This window comes from Pseudomonas sp. Mb7 (assembly GCF_054790525.1).
Window position 1 is genome coordinate 413,469 of record NZ_CP186501.1, and the last position, 20,149, is coordinate 433,617.

Below are 20,149 nucleotides of genomic sequence, written 5' to 3' on the forward strand. Positions count from 1 at the left end.
CCGCATCGGTTAGACTTGCCGACTTTCCTCGTATCAAGAAGCCCGTTCATGGCCCAGCCGTCCACTACCTACAAATTTGAACTGAACCTCACCGACCTCGACCGCAGTGTCTACGAGAGCGTCAAGCAGACCATCGCCCGTCACCCTTCGGAAACCGAAGAGCGTATGACCGTGCGACTGCTGGCCTACGCCCTCTGGTACAACGAGCAGTTGTCGTTTGGTCGCGGTCTGTCAGACGTGGATGAACCTGCACTGTGGGAAAAGAGCCTGGACGACCGTGTTCTGCACTGGATCGAAGTTGGCCAGCCTGACGCTGATCGCCTGACCTGGTGCTCGCGTCGCACTGAGCGCACCAGCCTGCTGGCCTACGGCAGCCTGCGTGTCTGGGAAACCAAAGTGATCCCGGCGATCAAAAACCTGAAGAACGTCAACATCGCAGCGGTCCCGCAAGAAGTGCTGGAAACCCTGGCCAAGGACATGCCCCGCGTTATCAAGTGGGACGTGATGATCAGCGAAGGGACGATCTTCGTCACTGACGACCGGGGTCAGCACGAAGTCCAGTTGCAATGGCTGCAAGGTGAGCGCGGCTGATCCCGCGTCACCACCGCAATAATCCCACGTAATCAAGAGAAGTCTCTGTCACCCCATGCGTATCGAACCTCGTCAACTGCCTGCCACTCTGCCGTTTCTCGGTGATCTGCCACCCTTGCTGACCCGCTTGTACGCGGCGCGGGGCGTGCAGTCCGAGGCGGAGCTGGACAAGAGCCTGGCGCGGTTGATCCCGTTTCAGCAACTCAAGGGCATCAATGCGGCGGTAGACCTGCTGGTGACGGCGCTGGAGCAACGCCAGCGCATCCTCATCGTCGGCGACTTCGACGCGGACGGGGCGACCGCCAGCACTGTCGGCATGCTCGGTTTGCGCTTGCTCGGTGCGGCGCATGTCGACTATCTGGTGCCGAACCGCTTCGAATATGGCTACGGCCTGACCCCGGAAATCGTCGAGGTCGCACTGACCCGCGAGCCGCAATTGCTGATCACCGTCGACAACGGCATCTCCAGCGTCGAAGGCGTGGCCGCAGCCAAAAAGGCTGGCCTCAAAGTACTGATCACCGACCACCACTTGCCCGGCGATGAACTGCCGCTGGCCGATGCGCTGGTCAACCCGAACCAGCCCGGATGCGAATTCCCGAGCAAGGCGCTCGCCGGCGTCGGGGTGATTTTCTATGTGTTGATGGCGTTGCGCGCGCGCCTGCGCAGCCTTGGCTGGTACGAGAACAAGCCTCAGCCGAACATCGGCGAACTGCTTGACCTGGTGGCGTTGGGCAGCGTCGCCGACGTGGTGCCGCTGGACGCCAACAATCGGATTCTGGTGCATCAGGGCCTCGAGCGGATTCGCGCCGGACGCGCACGGCCGGGGATCAAAGCGATCCTTGAAGTGGCCAAACGAGATGCTGCACGCATTACCTCCACCGATCTCGGGTTTATCGTTGGCCCACGCCTGAACGCGGCCGGGCGTCTGGATGACATGAGCCTGGGCATCGAATGCCTGCTCACTGCCGACGCCAACCTGGCCCGGGAAATGGCCGCGCAACTGGACGGCATGAACCAAGATCGCAAATCTATCGAACAAGGCATGCAGCGCGAGGCGCTGGCGCAGCTCAAGGACTTGCCGGTCGAATCGATGCCGTTTGGTCTGTGCCTGTTCGACCCGGAGTGGCACCAGGGTGTAATCGGGATTCTCGCGTCGCGGATGAAAGAGCGCTATTTCCGTCCGACCATTGCTTTCGCCGATGCGGGAGATGGTTTGCTAAAAGGCTCGGGCCGTTCGGTACAGGGCTTCCACATTCGTGACGCGTTGAGCGTGGTGGCGGCGCAGCATCCAAACCTGATCGCCAAGTATGGTGGCCACGCAATGGCCGCTGGTCTGACCCTGCCGCAGGAGAATTTTCCGCTTTTCGCCGAGGCCTTTGACGCTGAGGTGCGTAGGCAACTTCGCGAAGAAGACCTGACCGGGCGCATGCTGACCGATGGCACGCTGGCGGTTGAAGAATTCCACCTCGAACTGGCCCGCGCCTTGCGCCATGCCGGGCCTTGGGGGCAGCACTTCCCGGAGCCGCTGTTTCATGGCGTGTTCCAGTTGGTCGAACAACGAGTGGTCGGCGAACGGCACCTGAAAGTGGTGCTGAAGAGCGAATGTGGCTCGGTGAAGCTGGATGGTATTGCCTTTGGCGTTGACCGCGATATCTGGCCGAACCCGACGATTCAGTGGGTTGAACTGGCTTATAAGCTCGACGTTAACGAGTTTCGGGGTAACGAGACTGTTCAGTTGATGATTGCCCACATCGAACCGCGCTGAAGATCAAAAGATCGCAGGCTGCGGCAGCTCCTACATTGGAATGCGTTCCAAATGTGGGAGCGCCGATACGACGATTCGACCTGCTCGCGAAAGTGTCCTTTCACACACTGAATCACTCTGAACCCTCCCTCATCCCCGGTTGTCGACTAGGCTCTAAGCACTGCTTGATTGGCCTTGTGACGTCTTGTCGATTTTTTTGCCCGCGGGGGCGGGTGCTGCATCTTTTTCCTGTCACTCGTCGACTATTCAAACAGAACCCTGGAGCCTGCCCACTGATTTGAGAGGTGCCCCATGAGTCTGCTGCTTGAACCCTTCACCCTGCGCCAACTGACCCTGCCCAACCGCATCGCGGTGTCACCGATGTGCCAATACTCCAGTGTCGACGGCCTCGCTAACGACTGGCATCTGGTACACCTCGGCAGTCGCGCGGTAGGTGGCGCGGGTCTGGTATTTACCGAAGCCACGGCGGTCACGGCCGACGGGCGGATCACCGCCGAAGACCTTGGCCTGTGGAACGATGAACAGATCGAACCGCTGCAACGCATTACCCGCTTCATCACGTCCCAAGGCGCGGTTGCCGGCATTCAACTGGCCCACGCCGGGCGCAAGGCCAGCACTCATCGGCCGTGGATCGGCAAGCATGGCAGTGTCAAACCCGATGATGGCGGCTGGACACCGGTCGGCCCGTCGCCGATTGCTTTCGATCCGCAGCACACGCAACCGAAACAGCTGGATGAAGGGCAGATCGCCGACGTCATTCAGGCGTTTGTCGACGCCGCCAAACGCGCGCTGAAGGCGGGTTTCAGCGTGGTCGAGGTACACGCGGCGCATGGTTATCTGCTGCATCAGTTTCTTTCGCCGCTGAGTAATCAGCGCCGGGATCAGTACGGTGGTTCGTTTGAAAACCGCATTCGTCTGGTGTTGCAGGTGACTGAAGCGGTAAGGGCGGTCTGGCCGGAGGAGTTACCGGTGTTTGTTCGCGTGTCGGCCACTGACTGGGTGGAAGACGGCTGGAACCCGGATGAAACCGTGGAACTGGCGCGACGTCTGCACACCCTCGGCGCGGATCTGATCGATGTGTCGTCGGGCGGGACGGCGGCCAACGCGGAAATTCCGGTTGGGCCGGGTTATCAGACGCGTTTCGCCGAACGTGTGCGCAAGGAGTCAGGCATCGCCACCGGCACCGTGGGAATGATTACCGAACCGGCGCAGGCCGAGCATATTCTGCGCACCTGTCAGGCTGACATCATTTTCCTCGCTCGGGAGCTGTTGCGTGACCCTTACTGGCCACTGCATGCCGACGATGATCTCGGTGGGCGCAAAGCGGTGTGGCCGGCGCAGTATCAGCGCGCGACTCATCGGGATCAGCCGATTCATGAGTCTGATTTACGCGATTGAGTTGGTAGCGGTAAGGCAAAAAGCCCCGGTCAGTGATGGTCGGGGCTTTGTTTTGTCTGCTGATCTTTTGTTGAAATACTGCCGTCATCGCTGGCAAGCCAGCTCCCACAGGTTTGGCGTCGTACACAAAAATTGTGATCAACACCAAACACTGTGGGAGCTGGCTTGCCAGCGATGAGGCCCGTGCAGGCGCCTCAAATCATCAAGGGTATTTGCGCTTGTCCGGCGCCGGCGGGAAATACTGGTACAACCAGGTCTCGCTCAACGTGCGATCGTTGGTGCGAATAAACAACCGCAGCTCCACCGGCTCCACGCTGTCATTGGTCGGGTACCAGTCAAACAGAATCCGATAGCCCTTGATGTCATCCAGCACCAAGACGCTGAAGTCCTGCACCTTGCCGTTCGAGCACGTCACCACGGGCTCGATCCCGGTGCCCTGCGGCAGTCGATCCAGACCACCGCCAGTGAAGTCCACGGCAAAACGACGCGCCCACACCGGCGGGTAGTGCTCGCCCGGTGCCCAGCCTTCGGTGAATCCGCCCATGCCGGAACGGGTCGCGTGCACCCGTGCCAACGGTGTACCCACTGGCGGCAATGCGCTCCAGTAGAGCTTGTAGCCATAGTTCAGCGAATCCCCGGCAGCCACCGGTTTTTTCGGGGTCCAGAACGCGACGATGTTATCGAGAGTCTCGCCGGTGGTAGGGATTTCCAGCAGATCGATCGAGCCTTCGCCCCACGCGGTGGTCGGTTCTACCCACAGGCTCGGGCGCTTGCTGTACCAGTCGACGGTGTCCTGATAGTTGGCGAACTCATGGTCAGTCTGCACCAGCCCGAAACCCTTCGGATCCTTGTCCGCAAACGCGTTGAACTGCAGGGTCGCCGGGTTGTTCAGCGGACGGCAGATCCACTCGCCGTTGCCGCGCCACATCGCCAAGCGATCCGAGTCGTGGATTTGCGGGTGAATGGTGTCGCACATACGGCGTTCGTGGGTGCCGCAGCTGAACATACTGGTCATCGGCGAGATGCCCAATTGCTCGATCGCCGTGCGCGCATTGATGTGCGCATCGACTTCGATCACCACGCGTTCGGCCTGGCAATCGATGTCGAAACGATAAGCGCCAGTGGCGCTCGGCGAGTCGAGCAGTGCGTAGACCACAAAACGTGTGGCGTTCTGGTCCGGTGTCTCGAACCAGAACTTGGTGAAGTCAGGAAATTCTTCGCGTTTTTTCGCGTACGTGTCGATCGCCAGGCCGCGCGCGGAGAGGCCATATTGGCCAGTCGCATCTACCGCACGGAAATAGCTGGCGCCGAGGAACGACAACACGTCGTGACGATCAAGTTCCGGGGCCTTGAACAGCTTGAATCCGGCAAAACCGAGGTCGCCCTTGAGCTGTTGGGTATCGACCGAAGTGTTCTCATAGTTGAACAACGCCGGGCGGAAATGCACCTCGCGGGCGGTACGGGTCTTGGCATCGACGCTGTACATGCGCACCGGCTGACGGAACCCCATGCCGACGTGGAAGAACTGTACGTCCAGTTGGCCCTTGTTTTCCTTCCACAGCGAATGCTCGCCGTCGTAGCGGATCGCGTTGAAGTTCTGCGGGGTCATGGTCGCCAGGGTTGGCGGCAGCACCTGTTTGGTGTCCTGATAGGCGCTGCCAGCGAGTTGCTTGGCCTGGCGCTTCAGCGCTTCGAAGTCGAAGGCCTGCGCCTCGCCATCGGCGGCGCCGCCATTGGCCGCCCACGCGCGGGTGGCCAGCAGGCCAGTGGCCGAAAGACCGGTGTAAGCCGCAATGGCCATGGACGCTTTGAGCAAATTCCTGCGGTGCATAAATACAACCTGTCGTGAGCAATCCCGCGCCGTTCCTGGCACGTGCTGGATCAGAAATAACGGTTCGGACAAGCCTTCGGCCAAACGCAACGGACTATTAACAGATGCCCGCTAGCTTAAACGGTTCGCTCGCAATGCAAAATTCGTTGATTCACCGCGCCAGTGTGTCAATGAAACAAGACATGTCGGTTAAATATCTGACAGGGCATTCTGATTTACACGGCATATCTGCTTTTTTCGACTAATTACTCTAAAAACCGCTTTTCAGCGCCGATTTAATTTCTATTCTATGGGCATGACCGGTGCTGACCGGTAGGGCACACGGCGCTGCTGTAAGGGGCAGGGCGATGTGGTGGTTTAGCAATTCTTTGAAGTATTGAAGGACATCGTCCATGGCAAAAATACAAGGTATCACCGACATGCTGGGCATCTTTCCCTGCCTCGGCAGCGGCCGCAAAAGGCGTCGGCTCAGCTCTGACGAAGTGAAACTGGTGGAGCGTTATCGGGAGCTTTCGGAGAATGACCGGATTGCGATGAGGTATCTGGTGGATGCGATGCGGAGTGTTTCGCGGTTTTGAGTCGAAATAAAAAGGGGGGGACTGAAAGGTCCGCCCCTTTTTATTCGGATCAGCTACACGTTCCCAATACTGGATACGGCCGCTGGCCGTGCATCAACTCCGGCACATCCCGCCATTTGACCCACGCCTGCTGTTGCCAGTGCAGCAACGGCACGGTGACGCCAGCCCAATGCATCGAACTCAGGCTCGGATGGTTTTCCACTGGGCTTGAATGGGTTTCGCGCAGCATCGGAATGACTTCATGGCTCAGCCAATGGCGCAGGTGACGGTTTTCCGGAACGAAGTGATGGACGAGCAGCGCGAACAGGCCGGACTCGCTGACCATCGCGCAATCGATGATTTCGCCGTCACGACGCAGAAGGACATGGCGACGCTGATCGGGATCGAGTTTCAGGGTGAGGCGTTCGTTCAGGGGGTAACCCATCAAGCGACCGAGATCTTGCACGCAGAACCAGGCTTCGTGGTCTTGCATGAAGGCGTGGAGGAAGCGGTTGTGGCGGGTGAAGACGGTGGGGGTGAAGTGCGTTGAAGGTGGATTCTGGATTTGCGTAGACATGTAGTGACTTCCGTTTCGAGTTGGAAAGTCGCCACCAATTCTTCGAAAAATTGGGTGGCGAGCCGAGTGGCGTTCGAAGTCGGGTTACTTCCTGTCGAAACGGTAAAGCCGGAAGGCCCGCGCCACACGGCCCGCCATAAAGCAGAACTGAAGTTGTGAAAAAGCCGCAGTTCAATGGAGGGCATGCAAGCACCGTTTTGACAGTTTCCGGCTTCGACCCCGGATCGCTGAATTAACAGCGACGGGATAAAGCCTATCGGTCAGGCGCTTGCGGCGACAAGTCTACCCTTTCGCCACACATCGTAGGAAATGGGGCTTTTTCAGGCAGGCTGTGTCTGTAGGAAATGCCTGTTTTTTTAGATTACGCTGCTAAACCATCCCTGCACCGAAGATTTTCCTTTATGAGTTAGCAATCGGGAAAAGGGAGAAGCAATTCTGTGAGCAAAGACGAAGCGAAGGGTAAAAAGAGAAAGGTGATCGATCTGGATCGCTTCGAAGCTGTTAGAGGTAAAGCCGATATCAAATGGCGTACTGATGAATTGATGACAGTGCTTCGAGGAGACCCCAGAATCAAATCTCGATTCCGGGGTGATTCTTCTTAGCGACTCACCTTCCAAGCATCCCCAGCCGGCGCCTTGCCATGGTCATACGGCTTGCCAATCCACATATAAACCAAGCCCAAGCCAATCACGATCGCTGTGCTCAACACCATCGCATAGTTCACATACCACGCCGCATCCGGCGTACGTGGCCAGGCCATGTTGATGATTGCGCCAACGCCGTACACCAGCGCGCCGATGTTCACCGGCCAGCCCCATGCGCCAAGGGTGAATTTGCCGCTGGGTTTCCAGCCTTTGCTGCGGGCGTACAGCGCGGCTAGGACGATCATCTGGAACGCGAGGTAGATGCCGATGGCGGCGAAGCTGACGATGGTGGCGACGGCGTCTTGCAGGAAGAAGCCGAGGGCGATGATCAGGGCCGGCAGGACGCCGGACACGAACAGTGCTGCAACCGGTACTTGGGTGGTAGGAGAAATCTTTTTCAGCAGTCGGCTGCCGATGACCATTTCATCGCGAGCGTAGGAGTACAGCAGACGGCTTGCCGCGGCTTGCAGGCTGATGACGCAGGAGATGAAGGAAATCATTACCACGCCCATCACCACTTTCGAACCGACCGGGCCGAAGGCGTTGTTGAGGATGGTGGTGACCGGGTCTTTGTCGGTGCCGTTGATCACCGCTTGCATGTCCGGCACGGCGAGAATCAGCGCCAGGCAGGCGAACATCGCCGCGATGCCGCCGATGTAGATGGTCATGCGCATGGCCACCGGGATTTTTGCGCTCGGGTTCGGGGTTTCTTCGGCGACGTCGCCGCAGGCCTCGAAGCCGTAGTAGAGGAACATCCCCGCCAGCGATGCGGTGAGGAAGGCCGGCAGGTACGAACCGTCGACGCTGATGTCGAAGGTGTTGAACAGCACGCTCAGCGGTTGATGGCGTTCGAATACCAGCAAGTAAACACCGACGATCACTGCGCCAACCAGTTCGCAGAGAAAGCCGAACATGGCGATGCGCGCCAGCACTTTGGTGCCGCTGAGGTTGACCAGTGTGGCGAACAGGGTCAGCACCAGGGCGATGACGATGTTGGTGTTGTTGCTTGGCTCAAAGCCGAGCATGGCGGCCAGGTACGGGCCAGCGCCGACCGCAACGGCGGCGATGGTGACGCACAGGGCGATGGAGTAGATCCAGCCGACCATCCACGCCCATTTTTTACCGACCAATCGGCGTGCCCAAGGGTAAACCCCGCCGGAAATCGGGAACTGCGAAACCACTTCGCCGAAGATCAGGCACACCAGCAATTGGCCGCAACCGACCAGCAAGTAGGCCCAGAACATCGGTGGGCCGCCGGCGGCGAGGCATAGGCCGAACAGGGTATAAACCCCTACGACCGGTGACAGATAAGTGAAGCCCAAAGCGAAGTTTTCCCACAGGCTCATGCTGCGATTGAAGTTCGAGGTGTAGCCCAGCTTGCGCAGTTGTTCGGCATCACTGTTGGCGATGGCTGCGGCGAGATCGGGTGAGGAACTCATGTGTGATTGCTCCGTGAAATCGGCAGATTTCGGATGGCCGAGGCCGTGGCGGGGCTTTGTGGGCGCCGCCCGGTTCGGTAGTTATTGTTAGGTGTGGAATCCTGGTGGTGCGTAGTGCCGGTTTCTTTCCTGATACCGGGGTGACGCCTTCGCGAGCAGGCTCGCTCCCACATTTGGAATACTTACCCCTGTGGGAGCGAGCCTGCTCGCGAAGCTTTTAAAGGCTTAGTGCTTGAACATCACATGCCGAACCGTGGTGTAGTCCTCCAGCCCGTACATGGACATGTCTTTCCCGTAACCGGACAATTTCTGACCGCCATGGGGCATTTCGCTGACGAGCATGAAGTGCGTATTCACCCACGTGCAGCCGTACTGCAAACGCGCCGACATGCGATGCGCACGTCCTACATCCGCTGTCCACACGGAGGACGCGAGGCCGTAGTCCGAATCGTTGGCCCATTCCAGCGCCTGCGCTTCATCGGTGAACTTGGTCACCGAAACCACCGGCCCAAACACCTCACGACGGACGATTTCATCGTCTTGCTGCGCATCGGCCAACACGGTCGGTTCGAAGAAGAAACCATTGCCGTCCACGGCCTTGCCGCCAGTGATCAAGCGAATGTGCGGCTGCGCCACGGCACGTTCGACGAACGCTGCAACCCGGTCACGATGTTGCGCAGTAATCAGCGGCCCCAACTCGGTCGACGGATCATCCTGCAACCCGTACTTGATGCTGCTGACCGCCGCGCCGAGCTTCTCGACGAATTTGTCGTAAATGCCTTGCTGGGCATAGATCCGGCAAGCGGCGGTGCAGTCCTGCCCGGCGTTGTAGAAACCGAAGGTGCGAATCCCTTCCACCGCCGCATCAATATCAGCGTCGTCGAAGATGATCACCGGCGCCTTGCCACCCAGCTCCATGTGCATGCGTTTAACGCTGTCGGCGGTGCTGGAAATGATGTTGGCGCCCGTGGCGATCGAACCGGTCAGCGAAACCATGCGCACTTTCGGGTGCGTAACCAATGGGCTGCCAACTGTAGGACCGCGACCAAACACCAGATTGAGTACACCGGCCGGGAAGATTTCCGACGCGAGTTCAGCCAGACGCAACGCGGTCAGCGGGGTTTGTTCTGACGGCTTGAGCACCACGGTATTACCGGCCGCCAGTGCCGGGGCGATTTTCCAGGCGACCATCATCAGCGGGTAGTTCCACGGCGCGATGGAGGCAATCACGCCGACCGGGTCGCGACGGATCATCGAGGTATGGCCGGGCAGGTATTCGCCAGCGGCCGAGCCGCTCATGCAACGGCTGGCGCCGGCGAAGAAACGGAACACGTCGGCAATCGCCGGGATCTCGTCGTTGAGCGCGGCGCTGTAGGGTTTGCCGCAGTTGTCGGATTCGAGCTTGGCCAGTTCTTCGCCGTGGGCTTCGATGGCATCGGCGAGTTTGAGCAGCAGCAGCGAGCGGTCTTTCGGCGCGGTTTGCGACCAGTCGGCGAACGCGTTGTCGGCAGCGCGCACGGCGGCATCGACCTGGGCTTCGCTGGCTTCGTTGATTTCAATCAGGACTTCGCCGAGCGAAGGATTGAGCACCGGTTGCGCCGGGCCTTCGCCGTTGACCAGTTGGCCGTTGATCAAGAGTTTGGTTTGCATGTCTGTTGTCCTCACTAACACTTTTATTGTTCTGCCGAAACCGAACCCATGTAGGAGCTGCCGAAGGCTGCGATCTTTTGATCTTGATCTTCAAAGCAATATCAAAAGATCGCAGCCTTCGGCAGCTCCTACACGGGATTCGGTTTCTTCAGTTATTCGGTTATTTGCCACCGCTGCCGGCGACACTCTCGCCACCACGCGTCAGGTAATAAGCACCGAGGATCGGCAGCATCGTCACCATCATCACCAGCATGGCGACGACATTGGTCACCGGCACATCCCGTGGTCGGCTCAGTTGGTTGAGCAGCCATAACGGCAACGTGCGTTCATGCCCGGCGGTAAACGTGGTGACGATGATCTCGTCGAACGACAACGCAAACGCCAACATGCCGCCGGCCAGCAATGCCGAGCCGAGGTTGGGCAGGATGATGTAGCGAAAGGTCTGCCAGCCATCGGCGCCAAGATCCATCGAGGCCTCGATCAAACTGTGCGAAGTGCGGCGCAATCGGGCGATGACGTTGTTGTAGACGATCACCACGCAGAAGGTCGCGTGGCCGACGATGATGGTGAACATCCCTGGCTCAATCCCCAGCGTCTTGAACGTCGCCAGCAAGGCGATCCCGGTGATGATTCCCGGCAGCGCAATCGGCAAAATCAGCATCAGCGAAATGCCCTGTTTGCCGAAGAAATCGCGGCGGTACAACGCTGCTGAAGCCAAGGTGCCGAGGACCATCGCAATCAACGTGGCGATGGCTGCGATCTGTAACGAAAGCTTGATTGCCTCCAAAACGTCCGGCCGCGAAAACGCCACGCTGAACCAGTGCAACGTAAAGCCCTTCGGCGGAAAGCTGAACGCGGCTTCCTCGGTGTTGAAGGCGTAAAGGAAGATGATCAGGATCGGGAAGTGCAGAAATACCAACCCGCCCCAAGCAGCGACTTTCAGACCTAGAGAGGCTTTCTCCCCCTGCTTTTCTGAATTAGAGCGCATCGAAAGCCCCCAGACGTTTGACGATCGACAGGTAAACCGCGATCAACACAATCGGCACCAACGTGAACGCCGCCGCCATCGGCATATTGCCGATCGCACCTTGCTGCGCGTACACCATGCTGCCGACAAAGTAACCCGGCGGCCCGACCAGTTGCGGCACGATGAAGTCGCCCAGGGTCAGCGAAAACGTGAAGATCGACCCCGCGGCGATGCCCGGAATCGACAGCGGCAAGATCACCTGCATAAAGGTCTGGCGCGGCTTGGCGCCGAGGTCGGCAGAAGCCTGCAACAGCGACGGCGGCAGACGCTCCAGCGAAGCCTGAATCGGCAGAATCATGAACGGCAGCCAGATATAAACAAACACCATGAACCGCCCCAGATGCGAGGTCGACAAGGTGCTGCCACCGACGCCGGGAATCCCCAGAATGAACTGCAACACCGGCTCCATCCCCAAGTGCTGCACGAACCATTGCGCCACACCGCCCTTGGCCAGCAGCAACGTCCACGCATACGCCTTGACGATGTAACTGGCCCACATCGGCATCATCACTGCGATGTAGAAAAACGCCTTGGTCTTGCCCGTGGTGTAGCGCGCCATGTAATAGGCGATCGGGAACGCGACGATGGCGCTGGCGATCGACACAACGATGGCCATGCTCAACGTGCGCAGGATGATGTCGAAGTTCGACGGCTGAAACAGCGCAGCAAAATTCGCCAGGGTCAGGTCAGGCGTGACCGCCATAGTGAAGTCGTCGAAGGTGTAGAAACCTTGCCACAACAGCACTAGCAACGAGCCGAGATAGATCGCGCCGAACCACAGCAGCGGCGGCACCAGCAGCATCGACAAGTACAGGTTCGGCTTGCGGTAGAGCAGGTTGGAAAACCGGCGCAACGGCGGCGATTGAGTCATCGCGAGCGTGCTCATTTCACACCCCGCTCGTCACGGTGTCGTGCAGCGGGATCATCGCTTCCCGCGCCCAGCGTGCGCTCAGGCGCTGGCCGGTCTGATGCTGGGCACTGCTGTCGATCCACTGGTTGTTGGCGTGGCTGATGCTCAGGGTCTGGCCGTTTTCCAGGGTCAATTCATAACGCGTGGCGCTGCCCTGATACTGAATGTCGTGGAGCAAACCGCTGACTTCGATTTCATGGCTGGCCAAGGGGCCTTCGGCGAAACGCACATGTTCCGGACGAATCGAAAACGGCTGCGGATGACCGCTGATTTGGCGTGCGAGATCGCCGCGAATCACGTTCGAGGTGCCGACGAATTCGGCGACGAAAGTGGTGGTCGGTTTCATGTACAGATTGCGCGGCGTGTCGACCTGCTCGATGCGGCCCTTGTTGAACACGGCGACGCGATCGGACATCGACAGCGCTTCGGTTTGATCGTGGGTGACGAAGATGAAGGTGATCCCGAGCTGGCGTTGCAGCTTCTTCAATTCGCTTTGCATTTGCTCGCGCAGTTTCAAATCCAGCGCGCCGAGCGGCTCATCGAGTAGCAGCACACGCGGGCGATTGACCAGGGCGCGGGCGAGGGCCACACGCTGGCGCTGACCGCCGGACAACTGCACCGGTTTGCGTGCGCCGTAACCGCCGAGGGCGACCATGTCCAAGGCTTCTTCGGCGCGTTTATGCCGCTCGTTTTTGCCGACGCCTTTGACCTTCAAACCGTAGGCGACGTTGTCGAGGACATTCATGTGCGGGAACAGCGCGTAGTCCTGAAACACCGTGTTGACGTCACGTTGATACGGCGGCAAACCGGCCGCTTCGGCGCCGTGGATACGGATCGAGCCGGCACTCGGTTGTTCGAAACCGGCAATCAGGCGCAGGCAGGTGGTTTTGCCCGAGCCGGAAGGGCCAAGCATGGAAAAGAACTCGCCGTCCTCGATATCGATGGAAACCCGGTCAACGGCCTTCACCTCGCCGAACTGCCGGGAAACGTTGGTGAACTGGACTGCAAGCGTCATGGTGCGGTGCTCCAAAAAGGCGAAGGCCGTCGCAGCGGCCCTGCCCAGCCTTTTGAAAAAACAGTCTTTCGAATGATCGTTCCCACGCTCTGCGTGGTAATGCTGCCTGTGAGGCTCTGCGTCACCTCGTGCAAATGGACGCGGAGCGTCCGGTGATGCATTCCCACGCAGAGCGTGGGAACGATCGGCATCTAACGGTGAATGCGATCCGCTTTGAGCGCCCTCTCCCTCCGGGAGAGGACGGGGGGGAGGGTGGCGGTTTCGGTCATTGCTCTGAGATCAAGAGCAAAGGCAAAAGCTACCCCCTCACCCCAGCCCTCTCCCCCAAGGGGGAAAGGGGGCAGGCCGCGTCGTTATTGAGAGCTAGCGGCCGCCCATGATCGCGATGTAGTCCTGGGTCCAGCGGCTATACGGCACAAATTTGCCACCCTCAGCCTGCGGGGTTTTCCAGAAGGCGATCTTGTCGAACTGGTCGAAGCCGTTGGTCTTGCAACCTTCCGCGCCAAGCAACTCACTCTCTTTGCACGCCGCAGGAACGGCCGGCAACGAACCAAACCACGCCGCCACATCGCCTTGGACTTTCGGTTTCAGCGACCAGTCCATCCACTTGTACGCACAGTTCGGATGCTTGGCCTCGGCGTGCAACATGGTGGTATCAGCCCAACCCGTAGCGCCTTCTTTCGGAATGGTCGAAGCGATCGGCTGTTTCTCGTTCATCAGGCCGTTGACCTGATACGGCCAGGCGCTGGAGGCGACCACGCCCTCATTTTTGAAGTCGCTCATCTGCACCGTGGTGTCATGCCAGTAGCGGTGGATCAACGGCTGCTGTGCGCGCAACAGATCAAGCACGGCTTTGTACTGATCTTCGGTCAGTTGATACGGATCCTTGATACCCAGTTCAGGCTTGGTCGACTTTAGATACAGCGCCGCATCTGCGATGTAGATCGGGCCGTCATACGCCTGCACGCGGCCCTTGTTCGGCTTGCCGTCGGGCAGATCCTGAGCGGTGAACACCACGTTCCAACTGCTCGGCGCAGTCTTGAACACGTTGGTGTTGTACATCAGCACGTTCGGGCCCCACTGGTACGGGGTGCCGTAAGTTTGCTTGTTGACTACGTACCACGGCGCATCTTTCAGGCGCGGGTCGAGAGTGTTCCAGTTCGCGATCAAGGCAGTGTTGATCGGTTGCACCCGCTTGCCGACGATCAACCGCAGCGAGGCATCACCCGACGCGGTGACCAGGTCGTAACCGCCCTTGGCCATCAAGCTGACCATTTCGTCCGAGGTCGCAGCGGTCTTCACATTGACCTTGCAGCCGGTTTCTTTTTCGAAACCGGTGACCCAGTCGTAAGCCTTGTCGCTCTCGCCACGTTCGATGTAACCCGGCCACGCAACGATATCCAGCTGACCTTCGCCAGCACCGACAGCCTTTAACGGCTCGGCCGCTTGCAGGCTGGCGCTGGCCAGCAGGGCCGTGGTGATTGCACTGAGCAGTGCGGTCTTGTGCACGAACATGGTTGAACCCTCTTCTTTAAATTATGGTCGGGGCAGTTGTGAACGCGGTGAAGCATGCCGTTGGCGGCTTGTTATTAGCGTAGTCAGAGATGCTGGCCGTGGCGGGCCATGATGTGCCGCACCACGCTGTAGTCCTGCAGCGAATCACTGGATAAGTCTTTGCCGTAACCGGAGCGCTTCAGCCCGCCGTGGGGCATTTCGCTGACCAGCATGAAATGGCTGTTGATCCAGGTGCAGCCGTACTGCAAGCGCGCTGCAACCTGCATGGCCTTGTCCAGATTCTGTGTCCAGACCGACGAGGCGAGGCCGTATTCGGAGTCGTTGGCCCAGTCGACGGCTTGGGCGAGTTCGTCGAAACGGGTCACCGTGACCACCGGGCCGAACACTTCGCGCTGGACGATTTCGTCGCTCTGTTTGCAACCGGCGAGCAGCGTCGGCTGATAGTAGAAACCGGCACCGGAGTGCACCGCCGCACCGGTCACGCGTTCGATGTGCGGCTGGCCGAGGGCGCGCTCGACGAAACTGGCGACGCGGTCGCGCTGGCGGGTGCTGATCAGCGGGCCGATCTCATTATCGGCATCACGTTTGCCGGCGAAGCGCAGGCTGCTGACGGCGGCGCCGAGTTCGGCGACCAATTTGTCGTGAATCCCGGCCTGCGCGTAGATCCGACAGGCAGCGGTGCAGTCCTGCCCGGCGTTGTAGTAACCGTAAGTGCGCACGCCATCGACCACGGCCTGGATGTCGGCGTCGTTGCAGACGATCACCGGGGCTTTGCCGCCGAGTTCGAGGTGCGTGCGTTTCAGGGTTTTCGCAGCGGCTTGAAGGATTTTCTGTCCGGTGACGATATCGCCGGTCAGCGACACCATGCGCACTTTAGCGTGGCCGACCAAATGGCTGCCAACGCCTTCGCCGCCACCGCAGATGATGTTGATGACCCCGCGCGGGAGGATTTCGGCCAGCGCTGGCGCCAGAGCGAGGATCGACAGCGGCGTGTGTTCGGACGGTTTGAACACCAGCGTGTTGCCGGCGGCGAGGGCCGGGGCGATTTTCCACGCGGCCATCATGATCGGGTAGTTCCACGGCGCAATCGAGGCGACCACGCCAATCGGATCGCGACGCACCATGCTGGTGTAGCCCGGCAGGTATTCGCCGCTGAGCTGACCGGTCTGGCAGCGCACGGCGCCAGCGAAGAAACGGAACACATCGACGGTCGCCGTCAAATCGTCCTGACGCGCCAGGTGCAACGGCTTGCCGCAGTTCAGCGATTCGAGGCGGGCGAGGTGGTCGGCGTGTTTTTCCACGGCGTTGGCGATCTCGAGCAACAGGTTCGAACGTTGCTGAGGCGTGGTGCGCGACCACTCGGCAAATGCGCGGTGGGCGGCGAGGATGGCGGCTTCGACTTGCTCGGTGCTGGCTTCGGCGATGTGCGTGAGGATTTCGCCGGTGGCCGGATTGAGAATCGGCTCGACAAAACCTTCCCCGGCGACCAGTTCGCCGTCAATCAACAACGCGGTACACATCGGGGTCTGCGCGCCAGCCATTTTCCGCGATCTCTTTTCTTGTGTGGCCATTGTTGCTCCCTGAAACCGGGAGCCGACCGTCTTATAGATGCAGCAAGACTAGTGCGCGGCTCCGAGGTCGACAAATACTAAATACTGAAGGCGGCATTCGATTAAATAGATGGCTTGCGCCCGCCGTGGGGTTGCTCACGGGCTACGGTCAGGAATGGGTCGACAAGAGCGGGGCGCGCAGTGCCACGTCGCCAGGCCAGGCCCACGTCCAAGGTCTGATTGAGGTCGGCGATGGGGCGCGCTTCGATGATGTCGCCCTCCAGCGACCATGGGCGGTAAGTCATGTCGGGTTGAATCGATACGCCCAGACCGGCGGCGACCAGACTTCGCACCGCTTCGGTCGAGGCGGTTCTCAAGGTGATTTTTGGCTGCAACCCGGCGCCGCGCCACAATCGCTGGGCATTGCGATCCATCTCATCGACGTTTAGCTGAATTAACGGCTCGCGGGCGACGTCGGCGAGGTTGATGCTGTCGTGTTCCAGCAGCGGGTGCTGGGCTGGCAACCATAAACGGTGGGGCGAGTGAGTCAGTACTTCAGTCTGCAAAGCGTGGCGATCTTCGAGGTTGGAGAGGATCAATACGCCGACATCGATCTCGCCACTGACCAGCAAATGCTCGATGTAGGGGCGTTCGTCTTCCATCACTCTGATTTCGACATTGGGATACGCGCGCTGAAAACGGGTGAGCAGATCCGCCAGGTAATAACCGGCGACGAGGCTGGTCACGCCGATGATCAACTGCCCGGCAACCTGATCAGTGCTCTGTTGCAAGCTGCGCTTGGCGTTATCCACCGTTGCCAGAATCAGGTGCGCTTGGCGTAGGAATTGATGACCTTGGTGTGTCAGCGTCATGCCCTTGGCGTGGCGGCTGAAAAGGCTGACGCCGATTTCTTCTTCCAGTTGCTGGATCGCCAGGGTCAGGGTTGATTGGGAAATAAACGCGGTTTGCGCGGCGGCGGAGATCGAACCGGTTTCGGCCACAGCGATGAAATGACGGATCTGACGCAGGGTCATCATGCGGTAATACCCGATGGGCGATTTAATCGATGGCTCGGACTTTATATCTTTTTAGTCGATGGATCGATTTACGAAAATGAATCGTCAGTCGGCTCTCGCCATTCGTCGGGAAATGGCCTCTACCTGTAATTTCTGACAGTTGTCCATCTGGCCCTTATCGGCGCTCACTGATTGCAGAGGTTTCTGGCGTTCAATTTGCGATAAGGAGATTCACATGGACACGATCCCCACCGGCCAGTCTGATAGCTCAGAACCGGTAGCTCCGACTTGTTTGCCACAAAGTGATGAGCTGACGTCAGGTGTCATGGAGGTGGACAATCAGGTGCTGGCGTTGAGTCCTCCTGATCTGCCAGAAGCCACACGACCGGTCGAAGGCGCGCATTTGGGTGTTCCATTGCGCATCTATGATTTGGCGCCGGAAGGCGCAAAGGTTGTCTTTGATCCGTATTTGCACCAGCAGCCGGGCGATACGGTGTTTTTGGATCTGAATGGTCAACCCGGCATCGATAGCGTGCAGACGCTCGCCGAAGACGATGCTGTAACACTGCACATTCCCCATAAGTTACTGCTTCCCGATGTGGTTAACCGGCTCACCTGTACCGTGAAACGGGGCAGTGAAAACAAGGGCACCTCCGTGCCACCGCTGGAATTGCTATACAACAAGGTCCGTCCCGGTAATCAAGACACCACTCCAGGTGACGGCGAACATTCCGAACTCGAGTTGATCCTGTCCGATGCATTGCGCAACGGCGTTGGCCCGGACTTTCCTGCCACCGGTGCCCAAGTCTGCGTGTCATACCCGTATTGCCGTGCTTTTGACCGCATTCGATTGAACCTCAACGGCCATGATGTTTACCACGATGTCACAGAGGAAGAGGTGCCAGATCCGTGGTTCAGTGATCCCGTCAAGGTCTGTTTCAGCGTCACCCGCGCAGACTTGGATAAGGCCGGGGATCACCCGAAATTCAACATCTCTTATACGGTTACTGATCAGCTGGGTAACAATCCCGATCCGGACTCACTCTGGTCGGCTGTGCAAACCATTGATGTGGATTTGGCGGGTAACCGATTGCCCAAGGCCTTGTTGCGCGAAATCCTTGATGATCCCGAGGATGACCCGGATATTCAACTTGAGAAGCTCGGTGCAAATGATTTGCTGATCGTTGTACTCACCAGTGATCCGCGTTTCCTGTTTGGCGATTTGATCTTTGCCACCTTCACCGCAAGAGTCACAGGCAACCCGGACGTTGTCGTTACGGCCACGGGCACCGTCGGCAAAGACCAGTTCGGGCAGAAGCAACCGAGCATTTTAAAGATCGAGAACAAGAGCGTTATCGCTGGTAGTGACGTGTCGGTGACCTACACACTTATCAGAGAGGGCGCTTCGGTCGGCAACTCGGCAGTCACCACTGCCAAAGTAAAGGGCGAGGGGTTGCCAGCGTTGCTTGCACCGCAGCTGCTCAAATCCGTCAAACAAGTCCTCGACCCACTGGACTCTGCCAATCTGCAAGGTGCTACGGGTCGGGTCGAGATCATCGGTTATCCTCCGTACCCGAACGAAAAGTTCCTACTCATCGTCAAGGGGGCTGCGGGAGCGGGATCTCCAACCTTCGAGCCCAAGCCGCTGAATTCCAACAGTCGGGCCAACTTTCAACTCGATAGCGCATTCATTGCGGCGAATCTCGGCAAGCGGGTGGAGCTCAGTTTTGTACACCTGCGCGGTGACAAGCCGATTCAGACTTCGCCAATTCTGTCGGCCACTATCGGACCCATTACCGACTACCATCCTGACCTGCCGACCCCGATTATCGGTGATGCGCATGGCGGCGATCTGGACGTCACGCAACTGCACACGCAAACGCTTCTGGAGGTCAGTCAGTGGCCCCATCAGGTCAAAAACCAACTGGTTTCGTTTATCTACAGCGGTACAGACCGAGAGGGTAAAGCGACGAGTTTCGAGGACACGGGGATTCTCGCTCCAGCTTCAGGGCTGAGCCGTTCAATACCGTTGGATTGGCTTTTCACGCTAGGTGACGCAAGCCAGCTGAGCATCGGTATGAGCGTGAATTATTCGGGCAGCCCCGATGGCAAGCAGGTCGTGAAGTTTCCGAAGAGGATCTATACGGTCAAGACATTATTGACCGAGAATTTTGATAATGAGCTTTCTCGGACGATCAGAAGGGCAGGTGAGGTGCTGGTTACACCGGTTCTTACCTTCAAACTGTTGACGACTGCGGTTTGGCCGGCTAATCCGGCTGTCTCTACATACGCGGGAATAGGCACTGGTGAGCCTGGCAAACAACTTCATTGGTATGTGGTGGCGCAAGAGAAAGCAGATATTACGTTCATTCGGCCATGCCAAACGGTGAGCTTCAAATTCGTTGCAAATCAACCCCTGAATACCTATGGCGAAGTTCATTTTTATGACAACGACGGCCGCTCTCTCGGACAAGTCAGACTTGATAGGCCATACAGAGTTATTGAATTTTCAGGGTTGAATATCAAGAGATTGGAGCTTGTCGCACGAGGTAACGTTGCCTGGGTGTTTGACGATTTTGTTTTGATGCCTTGATGACTGAACACAGTGGGTGGGCTTCTTCAATTTATGGCGCACAAGGAAGAGCAGCAATATCTGGAAGCACA

15 protein-coding genes are annotated in these 20,149 nt (G+C 58.6%); 5 read left to right on the forward strand and 10 right to left on the reverse strand.

Annotated features, from left to right (window positions below):
• Nucleotides 1-48 precede the first annotated feature (48 nt).
• The 3 genes from ACOYXH_RS01835 (at nt 49) to ACOYXH_RS01845 (ending at nt 3,754) form a co-directional block, all read left to right on the forward strand.
• Nucleotides 49-591, forward strand: a complete 543-nt coding sequence (locus ACOYXH_RS01835) for a YaeQ family protein (RefSeq protein ID WP_007908961.1) — start codon at nt 49-51, stop codon at nt 589-591.
• Nucleotides 592-646: 55 nt separating this feature from the next.
• On the forward strand, nt 647-2,356 hold the full coding sequence (gene recJ / locus ACOYXH_RS01840) for a single-stranded-DNA-specific exonuclease RecJ (protein ID WP_220558099.1): 1,710 nt from the start codon (nt 647-649) through the stop codon (nt 2,354-2,356).
• A gap of 291 nt (nt 2,357-2,647) precedes the next feature.
• Nucleotides 2,648-3,754 carry an NADH:flavin oxidoreductase/NADH oxidase gene (locus tag ACOYXH_RS01845; RefSeq protein WP_095119340.1) on the forward strand — a complete coding sequence of 369 codons (1,107 nt, stop codon included), beginning with the start codon at nt 2,648-2,650 and terminating at the stop codon, nt 3,752-3,754.
• A 202-nt stretch (nt 3,755-3,956) separates the two neighbouring features.
• Here the strand turns inward: ACOYXH_RS01845 and ACOYXH_RS01850 are convergent, their stop codons facing one another.
• Nucleotides 3,957-5,585 carry a glucan biosynthesis protein D gene (locus ACOYXH_RS01850; protein WP_320413943.1) on the reverse strand — a complete coding sequence of 543 codons (1,629 nt, stop codon included), beginning with the start codon at nt 5,583-5,585 and terminating at the stop codon, nt 3,957-3,959.
• Nucleotides 5,586-5,977: 392 nt separating this feature from the next.
• On the opposite strand from ACOYXH_RS01850, the gene ACOYXH_RS01855 reads away from it, so the two are divergent.
• On the forward strand, nt 5,978-6,163 hold the full coding sequence (locus tag ACOYXH_RS01855; protein WP_007908956.1) for a hypothetical protein: 186 nt from the start codon (nt 5,978-5,980) through the stop codon (nt 6,161-6,163).
• Between the two features lie 49 nt (nt 6,164-6,212).
• On the opposite strand, the gene ACOYXH_RS01860 is transcribed toward ACOYXH_RS01855, so the two are convergent.
• From ACOYXH_RS01860 to ACOYXH_RS01900, 9 genes are all read right to left on the reverse strand, one after another.
• Nucleotides 6,213-6,719 (reverse strand): BRO-N domain-containing protein, encoded by a 507-nt coding sequence (locus ACOYXH_RS01860; RefSeq protein ID WP_095050355.1) that lies wholly within the window; start codon nt 6,717-6,719, stop codon nt 6,213-6,215.
• Between the two features lie 598 nt (nt 6,720-7,317).
• On the reverse strand, nt 7,318-8,802 hold the full coding sequence (locus ACOYXH_RS01865) for an APC family permease (RefSeq protein ID WP_460410217.1): 1,485 nt from the start codon (nt 8,800-8,802) through the stop codon (nt 7,318-7,320).
• A gap of 225 nt (nt 8,803-9,027) precedes the next feature.
• Nucleotides 9,028-10,452 (reverse strand): gamma-aminobutyraldehyde dehydrogenase, encoded by a 1,425-nt coding sequence (locus ACOYXH_RS01870; RefSeq protein ID WP_095050357.1) that lies wholly within the window; start codon nt 10,450-10,452, stop codon nt 9,028-9,030.
• A 160-nt stretch (nt 10,453-10,612) separates the two neighbouring features.
• A complete protein-coding gene (locus ACOYXH_RS01875) occupies nt 10,613-11,440 on the reverse strand; it encodes an ABC transporter permease (protein WP_095050358.1) in 828 nt (275 codons plus the stop codon).
• A complete protein-coding gene (locus ACOYXH_RS01880) occupies nt 11,430-12,365 on the reverse strand; it encodes an ABC transporter permease (RefSeq protein ID WP_220558107.1) in 936 nt (311 codons plus the stop codon). Before ACOYXH_RS01880 ends, ACOYXH_RS01875 begins: the two co-directional genes overlap by 11 nt.
• Before the next feature lies 1 nt (nt 12,366).
• Nucleotides 12,367-13,404, reverse strand: a complete 1,038-nt coding sequence (locus tag ACOYXH_RS01885; RefSeq protein WP_095050360.1) for an ABC transporter ATP-binding protein — start codon at nt 13,402-13,404, stop codon at nt 12,367-12,369.
• A gap of 363 nt (nt 13,405-13,767) precedes the next feature.
• Nucleotides 13,768-14,919 (reverse strand): putative ABC transporter substrate-binding protein YdcS, encoded by a 1,152-nt coding sequence (ydcS, locus tag ACOYXH_RS01890; protein WP_095050361.1) that lies wholly within the window; start codon nt 14,917-14,919, stop codon nt 13,768-13,770.
• 83 nt (nt 14,920-15,002) lie between these two features.
• The gene (locus tag ACOYXH_RS01895; protein ID WP_095050362.1) at nt 15,003-16,460 is read right to left on the reverse strand and encodes a gamma-aminobutyraldehyde dehydrogenase; all 1,458 of its coding nucleotides are present in this window, start codon (nt 16,458-16,460) and stop codon (nt 15,003-15,005) included.
• Between the two features lie 131 nt (nt 16,461-16,591).
• Nucleotides 16,592-17,506: a LysR family transcriptional regulator gene (locus ACOYXH_RS01900; RefSeq protein ID WP_053117503.1), complete on the reverse strand. Its 915-nt coding sequence runs from the start codon at nt 17,504-17,506 to the stop codon at nt 16,592-16,594.
• 214 nt (nt 17,507-17,720) lie between these two features.
• Here ACOYXH_RS01900 and ACOYXH_RS01905 point away from each other — a divergent pair, with 214 nt between their 5' ends.
• Nucleotides 17,721-20,078: a hypothetical protein gene (locus tag ACOYXH_RS01905; protein ID WP_460410219.1), complete on the forward strand. Its 2,358-nt coding sequence runs from the start codon at nt 17,721-17,723 to the stop codon at nt 20,076-20,078.
• Nucleotides 20,079-20,149: the final 71 nt, after the last annotated feature.

What these genes read in the sequence shown, in the direction of transcription:
- ACOYXH_RS01835 (WP_007908961.1), top strand. Translation starts at nt 49, where the DNA reads ATGGCCCAGCCGTCCACTACCTACAAATTTGAACTGAACCTCACCGAC.
- recJ (WP_220558099.1), top strand. Translation starts at nt 647, where the DNA reads ATGCGTATCGAACCTCGTCAACTGCCTGCCACTCTGCCGTTTCTCGGT.
- ACOYXH_RS01845 (WP_095119340.1), top strand. Translation starts at nt 2,648, where the DNA reads ATGAGTCTGCTGCTTGAACCCTTCACCCTGCGCCAACTGACCCTGCCC.
- ACOYXH_RS01850 (WP_320413943.1), bottom strand. Translation starts at nt 5,585, where the DNA reads ATGCACCGCAGGAATTTGCTCAAAGCGTCCATGGCCATTGCGGCTTAC.
- ACOYXH_RS01855 (WP_007908956.1), top strand. Translation starts at nt 5,978, where the DNA reads ATGGCAAAAATACAAGGTATCACCGACATGCTGGGCATCTTTCCCTGC.
- ACOYXH_RS01860 (WP_095050355.1), bottom strand. Translation starts at nt 6,719, where the DNA reads ATGTCTACGCAAATCCAGAATCCACCTTCAACGCACTTCACCCCCACC.
- ACOYXH_RS01865 (WP_460410217.1), bottom strand. Translation starts at nt 8,802, where the DNA reads ATGAGTTCCTCACCCGATCTCGCCGCAGCCATCGCCAACAGTGATGCC.
- ACOYXH_RS01870 (WP_095050357.1), bottom strand. Translation starts at nt 10,452, where the DNA reads ATGCAAACCAAACTCTTGATCAACGGCCAACTGGTCAACGGCGAAGGC.
- ACOYXH_RS01875 (WP_095050358.1), bottom strand. Translation starts at nt 11,440, where the DNA reads ATGCGCTCTAATTCAGAAAAGCAGGGGGAGAAAGCCTCTCTAGGTCTG.
- ACOYXH_RS01880 (WP_220558107.1), bottom strand. Translation starts at nt 12,365, where the DNA reads ATGAGCACGCTCGCGATGACTCAATCGCCGCCGTTGCGCCGGTTTTCC.
- ACOYXH_RS01885 (WP_095050360.1), bottom strand. Translation starts at nt 13,404, where the DNA reads ATGACGCTTGCAGTCCAGTTCACCAACGTTTCCCGGCAGTTCGGCGAG.
- ydcS (WP_095050361.1), bottom strand. Translation starts at nt 14,919, where the DNA reads ATGTTCGTGCACAAGACCGCACTGCTCAGTGCAATCACCACGGCCCTG.
- ACOYXH_RS01895 (WP_095050362.1), bottom strand. Translation starts at nt 16,460, where the DNA reads ATGGCTGGCGCGCAGACCCCGATGTGTACCGCGTTGTTGATTGACGGC.
- ACOYXH_RS01900 (WP_053117503.1), bottom strand. Translation starts at nt 17,506, where the DNA reads ATGATGACCCTGCGTCAGATCCGTCATTTCATCGCTGTGGCCGAAACC.
- ACOYXH_RS01905 (WP_460410219.1), top strand. Translation starts at nt 17,721, where the DNA reads ATGGACACGATCCCCACCGGCCAGTCTGATAGCTCAGAACCGGTAGCT.